Origin of the sequence: Secundilactobacillus collinoides DSM 20515 = JCM 1123, assembly GCF_001435975.1 — a bacterium.
Taxonomy (GTDB): Bacteria; Bacillota; Bacilli; order Lactobacillales; family Lactobacillaceae; genus Secundilactobacillus; species Secundilactobacillus collinoides.
In genome coordinates, this window is record NZ_AYYR01000029.1 from 67,945 (window position 1) to 84,237 (window position 16,293).

A 16,293-nucleotide genomic window follows, 5' to 3' on the forward strand; every position below is an offset into this window, starting at 1 on the left:
AGTTGACAAAGAAGTCACAAATCATTATAGTAGTCAACAGACTTTTAAAAAATTGTAAAGAGGGTAATTAAAAGTGAGTGATACTGCTTCGGTAGATATGAACGGCAAACCATATAACCGGACCTTAATGATCCTGGTGTTATTGGTTGGGACGTTTTGTACCGTTTTAAACCAAACGATTTTATCAACTGCCAACCCGACAATCATGAAGGCGTTCGATGTGAACATCTCCACGGTTCAATGGTTGACCACTGGCTTTATGTTAGTTAACGGGATCATGATCCCAATCAGTGCGTGGTTAAGTACCCGCTTTAATTCAAAGTGGTTGTACATTTCTGCGATGAGTGTGTTTTTCATTGGAACGATTGTTTGTTTCACATCAGCTAACTTCGGTATGTTGCTGGCTGGTCGTTTGATTCAAGCTTTGGCCGTCGGGGTTACGATGCCATTGCTGCAAACATTGATGCTTTCCATCTTCCCACCAGAAAAGCGTGGGACTGCCATGGGACTTGCCGGAATCGTTATCGGGCTGGCACCTGCCATTGGCCCAACACTGTCAGGGTGGGTTATTGATACCTTCACTTGGCGTGACCTGTTCGGCATGATTTTGCCGGTTGTTTTCCTTGTTTTAGTTTTATCATTCTTCTTTATGAAGAGTGTGCTGCCAACCCAAAAGAAAGGTCTCGACTGGTTGTCAGTTGCGCTTTCAACAATTGGGTTCGGGAGTCTGCTTTACGGTGTTTCCAGTGTTAGTGATGACGGCTGGGGCAGTGTAAAGGTGATTTCATTCCTGATTGCCGGGGTTATCTTCATTGCGCTGTTTGCATGGCGTGAATTAACCATGAAGAACCCACTTTTGGAACTGCGGGTATACCGTTCAATTCCATTCACGATTTCTGCTATTTTAAGTTCCGTAAGTATGATGGCCATGGTCGGTGCCGAAATGATCATCCCACTATATTTGCAAAATGTTCGTGGCATGTCCGCCTTCCATTCTGGGTTGACACTGTTACTCGGGGCCTTAATGATGGCTATTATGAGTCCAATTACCGGTCGGGCTGTTGACCGGTTTGGGGCTAAACGGCTGTCTATTATGGGGATGGTCATGCTGACCTTAGGGACGTTGCCGTTCGTCTTCTTGACGAAGGATACGCCAACCATTTACATCGTTGTTTTGTACGCGGTGCGGATGTTCGGGATCGCTATGGCCATGATGCCCGCTACCACAGTTGGGATGAATGCTTTACCAGTGAACTTAATTGGTCATGGGACTGCTGTTAACAACACACAACGGCAAGTGGCTAGTTCGATTGGGACTGCCATCTTGACTAGTGTATTGACCACTGTTGTGAAGAACCACGTGCCAGGCAAGCACATGATCAAGACAAACCCGTTGCATTACAAAGACTTAGCCATTAACGCAACTTTGACCGGCTACCATGCCGCATTCTGGGTCGCACTTGGTTTTTGTGCGTTAGCTGTTTTGACCGCCTTTATGATGAAAAACCGTGGTCAAGCAAGCGATTATCCTAGTGATGGAGGTGACGCAAAGTGATTTTACTAATTATGGCAATTTGCGTCGTATTGGCGTTCATCAGCTTTATTTACATCCCAAACAAGTCCGTAAGTGCTATTTTGGCAGTCATTTTTGTCGCCGGTGCTTTTACAACCGGGGTCTTCGTGGTTAAGAACTGGAAGGACCATTATGGCTTAAAAGAAGTGACGACTACTGGTGCTACTAGAACGATTTATCCTGTTAGCAGCAGCAACGGGATGAGTACTGTAATTTACTCACCGATCGGGACGGCAAACAAGCACCAAGTTTACGTCTACAAGACGAGTGCAAATGCTAAGAAGACCACGCATACGCAAGTCAGCAGCACCACCAAGAACAAGGTGATCCGGACTTCTGGTAAGAGTCACATTGTGACAAAGACTACGCGTTGGGCTTACAAGAACGACGCTGCAAAAATCTGGTTTGCGTTCACGGGTCAGGATGGCCAGTACATCCGTCGTGAAAATAAAATCTACATCAACAAAAACTGGTTAGTGCTTTCTGCTGCCCAAGCTAAAGCTTTAAAGAAGGAAATGAGCAGCAAGACCTTCCAAGCAAAGCTGAAGACACAAGCAAAGGCTTACGTTACCGCTCAGGTCAAGGCCGCAATGACCAAGGATCCAAGCATGAGCAGTGCCGACCAAGCTAAGGTTGAAAAGCAGGCCACCGCCGAATTTCAACAAAAAGCAATTGCTAAAGTGATTAAACAAATACAGGCTAAGAATTAAACTTAGTCGATTCACTCATGAGAATTACCCGATAAAGCCAAAGCCATCAGTAGAAATGCTGGTTACTTTGGCTTTTATGGTTCTACGATGACCTTGATAGGTTGAGTGTCTGAAGTCAGCATCTGTTTAGCGATGTCTGAAATGGCACTAGGCGCTAGTATCGTCCTACTGATGGTTGTCGATTCACACTAGAATGGCTCATTTAATCGGTAGTACTGGTTCATAAAAGAACGGGTTTCAATCAAAAGATAAAAAAAGTTTCGGATTTACTGTTGACTTTCGACAACACCGAGATTAAGACGTATTCATAAATTAGAAAACGATGAGATGCAAAGAAACCTTTAGGAACAGGTTGGGACGATTGGTTTAGCGAGCGTGGCTGGTGAAAACACGTGCAATCCTCTAATCAAAAGTTAAGGTGGAGCAGTGGTTCTTGATTAAGGAACCAGGAACGGTCAGCATTATATGACCACCTGATGAATACGTCAGGGTGAGCTGGATTTTACATCCAGAAATTAAGGTGGTACCGTGCGGAAGCGCCCTTAAGCAGCAATGCTTAAGGGCGCTTTTATCGTTTTCTAATCACATATTGAAACAAAATTTTGGGTTTGCTGAAAGGAAGCAATACATATGACAAAATACGCAGTAATTGGTGCAGGTGCAATGGGTCTTCGTTACGGGGTTTTGATGCAGGAACGGACAAGCAATTCGGTTGATTTCGTTGATACTTGGAAACCGAGTGTCGAGACAATTAAGAAACAGGGTGGTGCTTGGGTCTCTCGTGACCATAAGGACAAGCACATGGTGCCAATCAACATTAGCTACCCAGAAGATTACACTGGGGACCCAGATGTTTGGATCATCTTCGTGAAACAAATGCAGCTTGCCGATGTATTAAAGCGTTGTGCACCACTTTTTAAAGCACACCAATACGTCTTCTCAGCAATGAATGGCATGGGTCACATTGACAAAATCAGCAATTATTTCCCAGATGATCACATTATCGGCGGAACCGCAATGATCGCCACTGTGTTGAACGGCCCTGGCGATGTTGACTTCATGGGCGCTGCCCGTGCCGGTGAGATGCATATGGTCAACAAGACTGAACATAACGACGACACCACCCAGCAGATCTTCAACGACTTTAAAGAAGCCGGTATGGGTCCAATCATGACCGAAAACTTCATGGGGACATTGATGTCCAAAGTTGTTTTCAATGCCGTGACAAACACCCTTTGCTCAATGTTTGAAATCACCATGGGTCAATTTATTGAATATCCAGGCGTTAAAGACATGACGATCCAACTCATGAACGAATCATTCGATGCCTGTGAACGCGCCGGTATTCACTTAGTTGAAACCCGGCAGCAAGAAGTTGAGTCAGTGGACTATGTGTCACGGGTCGCTAACCCATATCATTACCCATCTATGTACCAAGACTTTTCAAAGGGGCGGCCAACTGAAGTTGACTACATCAACGGGTATATTGCAAAAATCGGTCGCGAACACGATTACGTTTGCCGGACCCATGAATTTATCACCCATGAAGTTCACATGGCTGAATTGATGCGGAAGTACAAGAAGCAACCGGCTGCCGAAACGGTCACTGAAGCATAGTACCATAGTACACGCCGTTGTACTGAACCGCGTAATTGACTGGATCAATACGCATTGTCGGCGATACGGCCTCGGTAGAGACAAAATAGCCGCAATAAATGCAATTAATAGAAGGCCCTCAGGTAGATTCCTAGTGGATCAATACCTGAGGCCTTTTTTTGCAAACATTAAACCAGTAAACCGTGACCTTTACACAATCGTTACAAACCTTTACACGACATTTACTTAAGCTTTGCATGATGTAAACATTACTTTTCTATAATTTGACTCGTAGCAAATGTTTACCTTATGACAATTAGAAGGAGTAGTGATTGGGTTATGGCAATTGAATTGCACGATGTCACCAAAACTTATGCAGACAGTGATTATCCCGTCTTATCAGATATTAATATGACGGTCAACGATGGTGAATTTTTTGTTATCGTCGGTCCCTCAGGGTGTGGGAAAAGTACGCTCTTGAGGATGATTGCTGGTCTGATCTCCATTTCATCAGGGAAGCTTATCATCAATGATCAACTTGCCAACGAGATGCCGCCGAAAGATCGCAAACTTTCGATGGTTTTTCAGAGTTATGCGCTTTATCCGTTTATGTCGGTTTTTGAAAACGTAGCCTTTGGACTTAAATCTCGTAAAATTGATAAACAAGAAATTAATAACCGCGTCAAGGAGGCCCTGTCGTTAGTCGATCTTCAGACGCTGGCTGACCGGAAACCACGGTCACTTTCCGGCGGTCAACGACAACGTGTCGCATTAGCACGGGCGATTGCGTCTGATGCGAGTTTCTGTTTAATGGACGAACCGCTTTCTAATCTGGATGCACAGTTGCGTGCCAAAATGCGAATGGAATTAAAGGTGCTCCAACGAAAACTGGGTCTGACGGTTATCTACGTTACCCATGATCAGGTGGAAGCAATGACGATGGCCGATTGTGTCCTTGTACTGCAGAATCACAAGGTTCAGCAGCTTGATACACCGTTAAATATCTATCAACACCCCAAAAACGAATTTGTGGCTTCATTTTTTGGCACGCCGCAGATCAACCTGTTAGGAGCAGATTACGGGCATCACGAACTCGTGGTCAACGGTAGTTTTCGCGTTCCAATTGCTTACCCATTAAAATCTGGTCAATACACGATTGGTATCCGTCCAAATGAAGTTGAGGTGACAGTCAATGACCGAAATGCGAATGCGCGGGTGACGGAGGTTTCATACCTTGGTAATGAAACAGTCATTTTGGCAGATCTATTAGAATCTGCTGACGAACTTCGGCTCGTACTGCGAAATCAAATTGATGTGAAGAATGCAGACTTCATCAATGTGAAGACCGTTAACCAGTTCTTTGTTTTTGATCAAAACGGTGGTTTGATAACAACCGCTGGGGCAAAAGAGGAGGTGACTGCTGATGCTGCAACGATTGCCTAAACAGGTGGATAATTCATTACCAAGTCTGAATTTGGCAGCCAAGTATAAACTGACCGACTCAGGTTATGCGATTGTTTTCTTGGGGCCGACATTGATGCTGTTGGTTGCCTTTGTTTTTTACCCAATGCTGAAAACCCTGTACATGAGCTTTTTTTTAACTAACGACTTTGGAAAAACGACAGCCTTTGTGGGACTGAGCAATTATGTGTCGCTAATCACGAGCAGTTCTTATTTGTCCAGCCTCGGCGCGACCTTAGTGTTCGTGCTTGCCGTATCAATTTTAACAGTCGTGCTGGGTGTGGCACTTGCTGTGACAGCTAATCAAGAGCTTAAAGGCATCCGACTCTTCCGGACGCTATTTTCAGCAACAATGGGTGTCTCTGTCTCAGTTGCGGCCATCTTTTGGTTATTTGCTTTTAACCCTTCAGTTGGTGTCTTTGCCCAATTATCACAAGCACTGCACTTGCCCGTTGTTAACTGGTTGACCGATCCGAAGTCAGCTATGGTGGCCATCATTATTTCCACTGTGTGGATGAATCTAGGATTTACGTTTCTCATCATTTTTGGGGCGTTGCAATCAGTACCGAAAAGTTTATATGAAGCTGCCGACATCGTCGGCATTTCAAAACTCACGCAGTTATTTAAGGTGACAATTCCGATGATTTCAGGCACCTTGTTTTTCGTTATGATTGTGACGCTGATCGAGGCGTTTAAGAGTTTTGGCCTCATTGACATGATGACTGAGGGTGGGCCGGACAACGCTACCAATTTATTAGTCTATCGAATTTACCAGGATGCCTTTATTAACGGTAACTTTGCTCAGGGCAGTACTGAGTCCATTCTTCTGACGATTATCATTGCTATTTTTACCTTGATTCAATTTAAGTTCTTAGGGAAGCGGGTGCACTACTAATGCAACTTGTAACTAATGATCACGTTTCTAAACCGTCATCGGCACGGCGACTTAAGAAAATTGGCCAGTATGCATTTTTGATTGTGCTGATGTTGATTGTTGTCAGTCCGTTTTTACTGGGGTTTTGGACCAGCTTTTTGCCGACATCTCAAATTTCAAAAGGGGCCTTGTGGGGAAAATTATCGCTGGCTAACTACTGGGCGGCGTTCACCACGACCCCAATTCTACGATACTTATTTAATAGTATTGTGATTGCAAGTCTAACCACGGTTGCGCAAGTGGTCTTTTGTTCGATGTCGGCTTACGCGTTTGTTTTCCTAAAATTTAAAGGACGAAAATTTTTATTCTATGCCTTTTTGGCAACGATGATGCTGCCGTTTGAAGCTGAAGTCATACCGAATTTCATGACCGTTAAATCAATGGGACTATTGAATCATTTCGCGGTGATGGTCGTCCCGTTTATGGCAACGGCATTTGGCACTTTTATGCTGCGACAATCGTTTTTACAAATACCAAAGGAGCTCAAAGAAGCTGCCGACATTGAGGGCCTGAATCATTGGCAGTTTTATTACCGGATTACCCTGCCATATTCACGAATCAGTATTGTGACGTTGGCCGCGTATAGTTTTTTAACGAGTTGGAATCAGTACTTATGGCCAATGTTAACGACCTTTTCCGACAATTTCCGACCGGTCCAAGACGGGTTGCGTCAATTGCAATCTTCTGAAACGTTTAATAACTGGGGCATGATTCAGGCCAGTGCTTGCATCGTCGTTATTCCAACCTTGATTGTTCTCTTTATTGGCCAGCACTATTTCAAAGCAGGGTTGAATGAGGGTTCGGTTAAATAGGGGGGACACGATAATGAAACAACATCGTATCATTGGATTATTGGGATTACTGCTGGTGTTCGTGCTGATTGTTAGCGGTTGTGCAATCGGGCACGCTTCGGCAACCGCCACAGCACCGAGAGAGAAAATTGTTTTTTGGCATGAAATGACAGGTCCTGCTGCGGATCAACTGAAGAAATTTGCAACGCAATTTAATGCGAGTCAAAAGAAATATCAGATTGTACCGGAGTTTGAAGGGACCTATAACGAAGCAGTTCAAAAAATCTTGCAGACTCATGGTACCAGCGCTTCACCGGCAATTTTTCAATCGATGGATGTGTCCACAAGTGAACTGTATCATGCCAAAGTAGCAACGCCGATGCAGCATTTTATTGATAAGGATCATTACAACATGAATCAAATTGCCGCCGTGCCACGTGCGTTTTATTCACAGGGCGGCAAACAAATATCAATGCCATTTAACACTTCTCAACCGGTGCTATACTATAACACATCGTTATTGAAACGGCTGGGTATTAAAGCTCCTGCCAAGGATCCAAGCTACAGTGATATCACTGCCGTAGCTAAACAGATTCAGGCCAAGTCTAAAGGTAAGGTCAACGGAATGACAGTTGAGGAATACGGCTGGCTTTTCGAACAGTTTATGGCGAACAGTAATGAACACATGGCCAACAACGAAAACGGTCGTCAGGGTGTGCCAACCGCGGTTAATTTTGATCAGCCTGGTGCCAAAAAAGCGATGCAGTGGATTCAAACGAACGTTAAGAACAAAGACATTATTAACTTTGGGTCTGGATCTACCGCGGAAACCAATGAGATGGCCGCCTTTTTGGCGGGCAAATTAGGAATATTCATGCAATCTTCTGCCGACATCGGAAATTTGACTTCTGGGATGAAGGATAAATTGGGAATTTGCTACTTCCCACATGCTGATGGCCAGAAGGCAAATGGTGTCTCTATTGGCGGTGCCTCGCTGTGGATCGGTAATGACAAGTCAAAATCGGTTCAACAGGGTGCCTGGGAATTTGCTAAATTTCTTGTAAATGCTAAAAACCAGGCAATTTGGGAAAAGATTACCGGTTATATGGCCATTAATAAACAGGCAGCCAAGGAACCAATTCTAAAGAATCTATTTGCAAAACAGCCAATGGTTGCAGTTCCTGGTGAACAACTTGCACGAACCAAGCCGAACACCGCCAATTCTGGTATTTTTATGGAAGACGTCGTTCAGGAACGGACGTTGACACAAACGGCGATGCAGCAAGTGTATAATAACGGCAACATTGGCAAAGCACTTAAAACCGCAACGGATAGTATGAACGCGGCAATTAAAAACAACAATAAGGCTAGCGGTTTGACAAAGTGAGGTAAGTCGACATGAAAACAATGATTTTTGGTCATCGCGGCATACCAGTGAAGTTTCCAGAAAATTCATTAGCTGGCTTTGAATATGCCATTGATAACGGTGTGGAAGGCCTTGAATTTGATGTTCATTTAACGCGGGATCTGGTTCCAGTCGTCATGCATGATGAAAGAATCGACCGCACCACGGACGGGCAGGGGTTATTATTCAATGATTCGTACGCCACACTGTCACAGTACCATCTCTCCAATGGTGAACAGATTCCACGATTAGCAGATTTCCTTTCGCTGGTTGCAAACAAGGACTTGCAACTGAATCTGGAATTTAAAACGGATCTCATTCATTACCCAGGGATTGAGAAACGGGTCTTAAGGATGATTGCTGCGACTTCGCTAGTGCATCCGGTTATCTTCTCCTCGTTCGATTTGGCAACTCTGGAGCGTGCCAATAAAATTGACGCGAGTCAAAATTACTGCTATTTGTCGGATCATTTAATTGATCAACCACTTAATTTTATCCGCCGTGAACACCTTCGGGGGTTGCATTTAAGTCGTTTTGATCCGGCACTGCCCATTGCTGAACGGATTTGGACTGTGAACGATGATGAGCGACTTAAGGCGTTACTGGTTGATAATGTTGCTGGCGTGTTTACTGATGATTTTGAACATGCGATGGCCGTTCGTGATGCGCAAGTGAAGCTTATTAGCTAACTGAGATAAGTAATTTTGCTTTTTTGAAAAATGGGGTTGACTTTCAACTGCTCAGCCAGTATTATTAAAGCATAGTTAGAGAACGATATGAAATTGCAATGAAGCTTTAAGGACTAGGTCGAAGCGATTGGATAAGAGAGCGTGGCTGGTGAGAACACGTACAATCCTTTGAGTTAAAGTTAAAGTGGAGCAAGCGGTCCTTGTTAAAGGGACTCGGGTTGGTCACCACTACCTGACCGCCGGATGATTACGTCCGGGTCGAGCCGATTAGTGATAGTCGGGAAAAAAGGTGGTACCGCGTGAAAACGTCCTTAAGCAGAGATGCTTAAGGACGTTTTTTCGTTCTCTAACGGTCGTTCAAGCGTTGATTCAATGCTTGTTACATTCATAGATGTTGCTGCTGATTCAATTGAGACGGTAATTGACAATAATGCTACTCCTCAATCTCATTATCCATTCAAGCTACGGTCGTTGCACTCAGCACACATCACGTTATCTAATGTCAGTCTTGATGCCGCTGATGATTAGAAACACATATTGTGTCACACACATAAAGATCACCTATTCTGGGACAGCTACCCAGCACACATATTGATTCAAGCACACATAGCGCAACACATAGATTTGCACTAGTTTCATGTTTAGAATTTTTAGATTTGGGACGCGCCTTATGATCTCACAGATCACTATTTTACACATACCGCATGATGACACACATAATTGCATCACATAGCATTTCTTCATACTGCCACATTAAGTGGCACCAACACATAGCGACATACACATATTGTTTCACATCATGCACCTCTACTTATATATAAGTGTCTCATATACCGGTACGGCATCATCACATATTGCGCATCAGTCCCGAATTTATTTCGGACACATAACCGCATCAAAACATAGATCAATTTTCACTCACAACACACATAGTTGACACTGATACACCATCCCCTGGTTACTCAGTTGTTGTTAGTCTGAAGTATGCTTGGCATGCTCCAGATTTTTTTGATTGAAAATGAATTCGTTTACTGCAGCAAATTCTCTCAAAAAGTTCTAGGATTGGAAACGCTCACGGTGTTACACTCATTTTCAGAAAACAAATGAGATCAAGCGGGCAATGATGAAACGGAGAACATGGTTATGAAAAAAATAATGACACTATTGACATGTTTTGTGGCGGTCACACTCGGTGGCTGTGCGTTTTCAACTACCAAAATAGTATTGGCAGCCAGCACGACTAAAACGCAACAGCAAGCACATACTAAACAAGCTGATATTAGTACAAACGCAAGGCTAAACGTTGCCGGTGCCCTCGTTATTGGTGCCGCTGCGATTGTTGTTGGCGGGTATGAACTCAAGCGCCAGTCCGGTCAACAGGGGATGTCTCATGACATCTTAGAAATTGACCCGAGTCTGTCCGAGGAGTTTGAATCGCTGTACTATGATGTTCAGGATGCGTGGTCTGAAAATAATCAATTTCGACTATCCGAATTAATGTTGCCAACCTTTTTTGACAAACGCAAGCTGCTTTTGGATCAGTGGCAAGCAGCTGGTAAAGTGAACAGGTACGAAGGCATGATCATTGTTCGCCTTGAGCAGGAACGTAACGTGAGGAATGCACCACGTGTGGTTGTAACCGCGCAGGGTCGTAGTTTTTTTGAATACCCGGAACGGTCAGCAAAATATAATCGTGAACAATACGAGCAGACACTGATCCGCCGATTTACTGAAGTATGGGAATTAAACCGTGATTCGAGTGGACAACTTAGAGTTGCACAAATAAGAGCTTAGCAATACCTAGCAATCAGCGTGTCAAACAAACTGGTTAAGGAAAACAGAAGCGGCCTATTATCTAAAATCCGGGTTTGGATTTTAGATAATAGGCCGCATCTGTGAGAGACTTTGGTTTTGGTGCTTGTTTCAATTTTGGTTGCCACGAAAAACTTCTGACAAGCGACAAAAGAACTAATCGTAAACAAAGGCAGATATCATTTGTCGCGGGTTTGACTAGATACAGCAAAACGAATTAAATCTACCAATTTAGTACTATCTATTGGCGATTGATACTTGTGTGAACCACTTTTTAGAGAATTGGTTACGACATACCAGTTAGCAATATACGTAGAAACATTGAGTTAGATTTCGCTGCTAGGTGCCGCATAGTGACCGCCTTTGGAGCGTAACAATGCCCGCCATGCTGTTTTTTCGCTAAATTAATCACCAAAACAGAAGGCCTAGTGGCATCAATAATTGAAAATAGTAACTGTAGGGACCTCATTTGTGCCATTAGACCTAAACGATTCAGCGGGTGTGACCGTGTTAAACCGTACATTGTGGACTAGTCTGTATTTTTGCAATGGCGCTGGTTCACAGATGAGTCACCTGAACTTTAATGTGCTGCGTTGTGCTGCTTACCGGTGTAAGTTGCAACGTTGATTTTAATGATGCCAACATGTGCCAGATCATCAGGATCTAAGGGACCGTCAAAATGCCCTAATTCCTTTTTCAACAATAATCGTAAGGCATGTTCCTTTGATTCTTGATCGGTCATTAAAATGGCATTGCCGGTTCCGAGAATACTTTCGTAATACATCGTGTGTGCGTCGGGTTCTAAATGTGCATCGGAGACGATGCTAAATGACACATTAGGATCATTTGCAATCAGTGCCCATTTCTTTCCCCGGGCAGCACCGTGCAGGTACAGTGTCAGTCGGCGACCATCAAATTCATACGCGTAATTTGTTGGCACAACGTATGGCGCTGGAGAATCCATAATCGCAGTATTAATGATCTCACCATTTTCAATAATGGTCTTTAATTGTTCAAAATCTGTTATTTCACGGTCAGTTCGATGCATCCGAACTCCTCCTTCATGGGTAATGATACGTATATACCCAATGTACCGCATTTTTCCGTGATGGTGCAACCTGAAAAAAATGCAATTATCTTAATGGATCCACTGGGTAGAACAAAAAATCAGTTGATTCCAACTGACCGCTTGACATTCGTTTCAGAAAATTGTATCCTCATCTCATCATATTAGAATTGAATTAGAAGATGAGTAGCACTTTTACCCCTTAGGAGAGAGCCGCGCTGGTGGGAAGCGGTAGGGGGAAGAGTGTGAAGATGGTCTTTGGTCTACGAAGGCGTGTGAGCTACGGCAAGCACATCATGGGTGCGCCCATTATAGCGCAATGGTATCAGTGGATACCTGTTGAGAAAACGAGTGTGAGCTCGTTTTAAACTAAGGTGGTAACGCGATTAAGTCGTCCTTATCCTCGCTATTTTGTTATGGCGGGGGTGGGAACTTTTTTTGTAGAGTGCGGAAGAAGGGCGCCCAAGGAGTGGAGCCTAAGGGAATTTGACATAAACGCCCGGTTTTGGCGTTTGTGTCGAAGTCCCTTAGGTGCAACTCCTTGCCCTTCTGCAGCACGTTTCGGCAATGTAGCAGCAGAGCACCACTGACATAAACGGCCGGTTTTAGCGTTTGTGTCAAAGTCCCTCAGTGCAACACCATGTCCTTCTGCAACACGTTTCGGCAATGCAAGATCATTGACACAAGCCTAAAAGATGGTGCCAATCTGGACCTCCAAAATGCCACATGCGCTCGCAATTGCCGATTGCAGAAATCTACCCGAATCTACAAAAAAACCAGCAACCACCAAACAAAAGGAGGAGCCGACTATGGACAAGTTAACCTACTTACATCGTAATAAGATTGCAACTGCCAGCTACTTACTCGGCGACGGCATTGATGGGCAAGTCATGTGTCTGGTTGCAGCGTTGGCTTAGCACCCAACAAGATTGTGTCTATTAGATAGGTATTGTGCGATAATGCACATGAGAGGAGAACCCTACATGAAAACAACTGTAATCGGCTACCCCCGAATCGGGAGCCATCGAGAATTAAAATTTGCTGAACAAAAATATTTCAAACAAACTGTATCCGCCGACGAGTTAGCTCAAACGGCTAGCGTATTGCGGCAAGAAAATCGTGGAACAGTCAGTGGTGCTGGTATCGACCAGTTACCATCAAACGACTTTTCATATTACGACACGACACTGGACACTGCGTTCTTATTAAACATCGTTCCGAAGCGGTACAAGGACTTAAACCTGTCCAGCTTAGACGAATACTTTGCTGAAGCACGTGGTTATCAGGGTGACAAGGGTGACGTTACGGCGTTGAGTATGAAGAAGTGGTTCAACACCAACTATCACTACATTGTGCCCGAATTTGACGATGACACCGACATTAAGTTAGTTGGCACTAAAGTTTTTGATGAATTCAAAGAAGCCAAGAATGCGGGCATCACGACTCGTCCCGTTTTGGTTGGACCATACACCCTGCTTAAATTGAGTGCCTACAAGGGCAGCAAGCGTCCCGCAGACTTTGCTGCAACACTCGTTAAGGCTATGATGCCGTACTCAGTCAATTGGCTGACTTAGGTGCTGAATGGGTCCAACTGGACGAGCCTTCACTGGTTAAGGACCAGTCCGAAGCTGATCTGGAACTCTTCACCGATCTCTACAAACCAATTCTTGCGACTAAACACGGCTTGAAAATTCTAGCACAAACTTATTTTGGTGATGTGCGTGACAGCTATGACTTGTTAACGTCATTAGATTTCGACGGACTCGGCCTCGATTTTCTCGAAGGTGCTGAGACGTTGGATCTCGTTAAGAGTAAGGGATTTCCAGCCGACAAAACGCTATTTGCCGGGATTATCAATGGGAAAAATATTTGGAAAGCGAACTACGATAAAAAACTAGCCCTGATCAAACAACTTCCAGTAGCTGACGACAAGCTGGTTTTAAGCACATCGTGTTCTTTGCTCCACGTCCCATATACGTTGGCTAACGAACCGCAATTGGATGAAAAGTACAAGCGCTACTTGGCCTTTGCTGCAGAAAAATTAACCGAATTGACGGATTTGGAAACGATCCTCACTGGTAACGGCGATGCCATTTTAAAGGCCAACCAAGCCTTATTTGCCCAACCGCGTTACGAAGAAAATGAAACAATCACTAGGCAAGTTGCTTCATTAAAAGAAAGTGATTTTCACCGCGAACCTGCTTTCGAAGAACGGGCAGCGATTCAAAAGAAGGAATTCAACCTGCCAGAATTACCAACAACGACAATTGGTTCTTTCCCGCAAACGCGTGAAGTACGTCGTAACCGGTCAAAGTTTAAGAAGGGTGAAATCACCAAGGATCAGTACGATGAATTTAATCGTGAACAGATCAAAGCATGCGTTGAATTTCAGGAAAAGATTGGCTTAGATGTGTTAGTTCATGGTGAATTTGAACGAAACGACATGGTCGAATACTTTGGTGAACAGCTAGAAGGTTTCCTGTTTACCAGCAACGCTTGGGTTCAATCATATGGCGTCCGGTGTGTTAAGCCGCCAATAATCTGGGGTGATGTTGCTCGGACCCATGACATGACTGTCAAGGAATCCGTATATGCTCAAAGCCTCACCGACAAACCGGTTAAGGGGATGCTGACCGGTCCCGTTACCATTTTGAACTGGTCCTTCCCACGTGAAGACTTATCACCAAAGGAAACCACTTACCAGATTGCCCTCGCTATCCAAGCCGAAACGTTGGCACTGGAAAAGAACGGCATCAAAATCATTCAAATCGATGAACCCGCCTTACGGGAAAACTTGCCGTTGCGGAAGTCCGACTGGTACAGTCGCTACCTCGACTGGGCAATTCCAGCATTCCGGCTCGTTCACAGCAAGGTGCAGCCATCAACTCAGGTCCACACGCACATGTGCTACAGTGAGTTTGGTGACATTCTCGATGCTATTGATGCCATGGACGCGGATGTCATTTCATTTGAAGCTTCTCGGGCTGATCTGACTTTGCTGGATCAACTCAACCGTGACCACTTTAAGACTCACGTTGGCCCCGGTGTTTACGACATTCACTCTCCTCGGATTCCATCTGAGAAGGAGGTTGCCGGTACCATTGAAAAAATCTTGAAAAAGGTACCACTAAACAACGTATGGATCAACCCAGACTGTGGTTTGAAGACACGGGGCGAAACTGAAACCACCGCCAGTCTGGAAAACGTTGTTGCGGCAACCAAGGAAGTTCGTCAGGAACTCGCGCATGAAGGTCGTTAATTGTTTCGAACATCGCCCCGTGATCTCGTTCGAAATCTTCCCACCGCGCGCAAAAGCCTCTGAGAAGGCAACCAACCGCTTTTATGCTTCATTAGATACGCTAGCCTCACTTGAACCCGCCTACATCAGTGTGACGTATGGGGCGGGCGGCAGTAACGACCATGCCAGCACCTTGGCACTGTGCCGTTACATTAAGGTGCATTACGGCATCGGCGCTGTGGCCCACATTCCCGCAGTGGCCTTTAACGCACAATCGCTCAAAACCTATCTGGCAGACCTGAAGCAGGCCCACGTTGAAAACGTGCTGGCACTTCGCGGCGACCTGCCAGCGGACGGTCGGCCCAACAACGACTTTCCATTTGCTAGCGACCTCGTTGCGGCCATTAAGCGCGAAAGCGACCTCAACATTTTGGGCGCCTGCTACCCGGACGTACACCCGGAAGCTGAAAACTGTGTGGTAGATGTGCAGCACCTCAAAGAAAAAGTGGACGCTGGGGCTTCCCAGTTGATTAGTCAACTCTTCTTTGAAAACGAACACTATTTCAGCTTCCTGGAACGTTGCGAACTAGCCGGCATCAAGGTTCCGATTCAGGCGGGTATCATGTCCGTCATCAATGAACGGCAAATTGCCAAAATGGCCACTATCGGCGGTGTCGAGTTACCACCGAAGTTTCTAAAAATGATGCACCACTATCAAGACAACAAGATTGCGATGCGTGACGCGGGCATTGCCTACGCCGTTGACCAAATCGTTGACCTGCTTTCTGAAGGGGTCGATGGCATTCACTTGTACACCATGGATAATCCAGTGGTGACACAGCGAATCTGCAGTGCGATTAAGACTTTGATATAGCTAGAGAGTGAAGGAAGGCGTTTAAGGGATGGAGCTTAACGGATTTTGAATCGAAAAGTCCGAATCTGACTTTTTGGCTCAGAGTCCGTTAGGCAGTAGCTGCTTGCCTTGCGAAACTCGTTTCCACTAGCTGGCCTAGAAATT

Annotated in this window: 11 protein-coding genes and 1 pseudogene; 11 read left to right on the forward strand and 1 reads right to left on the reverse strand. The window is 44.9% G+C overall.

The window, feature by feature from the left end:
- Nucleotides 1–97 precede the first annotated feature (97 nt).
- The 9 genes from FC82_RS06200 (at nt 98) to FC82_RS06245 (ending at nt 10,953) form a co-directional block, all read left to right on the forward strand.
- Complete coding sequence (locus tag FC82_RS06200) at nt 98–1,555, forward strand: MDR family MFS transporter (RefSeq protein WP_056996518.1); 1,458 nt, start codon at nt 98–100, stop codon at nt 1,553–1,555.
- Nucleotides 1,552–2,283, forward strand: coding sequence for a DUF4811 domain-containing protein (locus tag FC82_RS06205; RefSeq protein WP_054759611.1), 732 nt, complete (start codon nt 1,552–1,554; stop codon nt 2,281–2,283). The genes FC82_RS06200 and FC82_RS06205 overlap by 4 nt, the downstream gene beginning before the upstream one ends.
- A gap of 630 nt (nt 2,284–2,913) precedes the next feature.
- The gene (locus tag FC82_RS06210) at nt 2,914–3,900 is read left to right on the forward strand and encodes a ketopantoate reductase family protein (protein WP_054759614.1); all 987 of its coding nucleotides are present in this window, start codon (nt 2,914–2,916) and stop codon (nt 3,898–3,900) included.
- 318 nt (nt 3,901–4,218) lie between these two features.
- A complete protein-coding gene (locus tag FC82_RS06215) occupies nt 4,219–5,322 on the forward strand; it encodes an ABC transporter ATP-binding protein (protein ID WP_056996499.1) in 1,104 nt (367 codons plus the stop codon).
- Entirely contained in the window at nt 5,303–6,235 is a 933-nt protein-coding gene (locus tag FC82_RS06220; protein WP_056996500.1) for a carbohydrate ABC transporter permease, read from the forward strand. Before FC82_RS06215 ends, FC82_RS06220 begins: the two co-directional genes overlap by 20 nt.
- Nucleotides 6,235–7,086, forward strand: a complete 852-nt coding sequence (locus tag FC82_RS06225; RefSeq protein WP_054759616.1) for a carbohydrate ABC transporter permease — start codon at nt 6,235–6,237, stop codon at nt 7,084–7,086. The genes FC82_RS06220 and FC82_RS06225 overlap by 1 nt, the downstream gene beginning before the upstream one ends.
- Nucleotides 7,087–7,099: 13 nt before the next feature.
- Nucleotides 7,100–8,452, forward strand: coding sequence for an ABC transporter substrate-binding protein (locus tag FC82_RS06230; RefSeq protein WP_056996501.1), 1,353 nt, complete (start codon nt 7,100–7,102; stop codon nt 8,450–8,452).
- An 11-nt stretch (nt 8,453–8,463) separates the two neighbouring features.
- On the forward strand, nt 8,464–9,159 hold the full coding sequence (locus FC82_RS06235; protein WP_054759618.1) for a glycerophosphodiester phosphodiesterase: 696 nt from the start codon (nt 8,464–8,466) through the stop codon (nt 9,157–9,159).
- Between the two features lie 1,143 nt (nt 9,160–10,302).
- Nucleotides 10,303–10,953, forward strand: a complete 651-nt coding sequence (locus tag FC82_RS06245) for a Tim44 domain-containing protein (protein WP_056996503.1) — start codon at nt 10,303–10,305, stop codon at nt 10,951–10,953.
- A 598-nt stretch (nt 10,954–11,551) separates the two neighbouring features.
- Here the strand turns inward: FC82_RS06245 and FC82_RS06250 are convergent.
- Nucleotides 11,552–12,019, reverse strand: a complete 468-nt coding sequence (locus FC82_RS06250; RefSeq protein ID WP_054759622.1) for a pyridoxamine 5'-phosphate oxidase family protein — start codon at nt 12,017–12,019, stop codon at nt 11,552–11,554.
- A 1,001-nt stretch (nt 12,020–13,020) separates the two neighbouring features.
- Here FC82_RS06250 and metE point away from each other — a divergent pair.
- A pseudogene (gene metE, locus FC82_RS06255) lies at nt 13,021–15,296 on the forward strand (5-methyltetrahydropteroyltriglutamate--homocysteine S-methyltransferase).
- The gene (locus FC82_RS06260) at nt 15,283–16,149 is read left to right on the forward strand and encodes a methylenetetrahydrofolate reductase (RefSeq protein ID WP_054759626.1); all 867 of its coding nucleotides are present in this window, start codon (nt 15,283–15,285) and stop codon (nt 16,147–16,149) included. Before metE ends, FC82_RS06260 begins: the two are co-directional and overlap by 14 nt.
- The last annotated feature ends 144 nt before the right edge of the window (nt 16,150–16,293 follow it).

Excerpts from the sequence above, each read along its gene's own strand:
- FC82_RS06200 (WP_056996518.1), top strand. The coding sequence starts at position 98 with ATGAACGGCAAACCATATAACCGGACCTTAATGATCCTGGTGTTATTG.
- FC82_RS06210 (WP_054759614.1), top strand. The coding sequence starts at position 2,914 with ATGACAAAATACGCAGTAATTGGTGCAGGTGCAATGGGTCTTCGTTAC.
- FC82_RS06215 (WP_056996499.1), top strand. The coding sequence starts at position 4,219 with ATGGCAATTGAATTGCACGATGTCACCAAAACTTATGCAGACAGTGAT.
- FC82_RS06220 (WP_056996500.1), top strand. The coding sequence starts at position 5,303 with ATGCTGCAACGATTGCCTAAACAGGTGGATAATTCATTACCAAGTCTG.
- FC82_RS06225 (WP_054759616.1), top strand. The coding sequence starts at position 6,235 with ATGCAACTTGTAACTAATGATCACGTTTCTAAACCGTCATCGGCACGG.
- FC82_RS06230 (WP_056996501.1), top strand. The coding sequence starts at position 7,100 with ATGAAACAACATCGTATCATTGGATTATTGGGATTACTGCTGGTGTTC.
- FC82_RS06235 (WP_054759618.1), top strand. The coding sequence starts at position 8,464 with ATGAAAACAATGATTTTTGGTCATCGCGGCATACCAGTGAAGTTTCCA.
- FC82_RS06245 (WP_056996503.1), top strand. The coding sequence starts at position 10,303 with ATGAAAAAAATAATGACACTATTGACATGTTTTGTGGCGGTCACACTC.
- FC82_RS06250 (WP_054759622.1), bottom strand. The coding sequence starts at position 12,019 with ATGCATCGAACTGACCGTGAAATAACAGATTTTGAACAATTAAAGACC.
- FC82_RS06260 (WP_054759626.1), top strand. The coding sequence starts at position 15,283 with ATGAAGGTCGTTAATTGTTTCGAACATCGCCCCGTGATCTCGTTCGAA.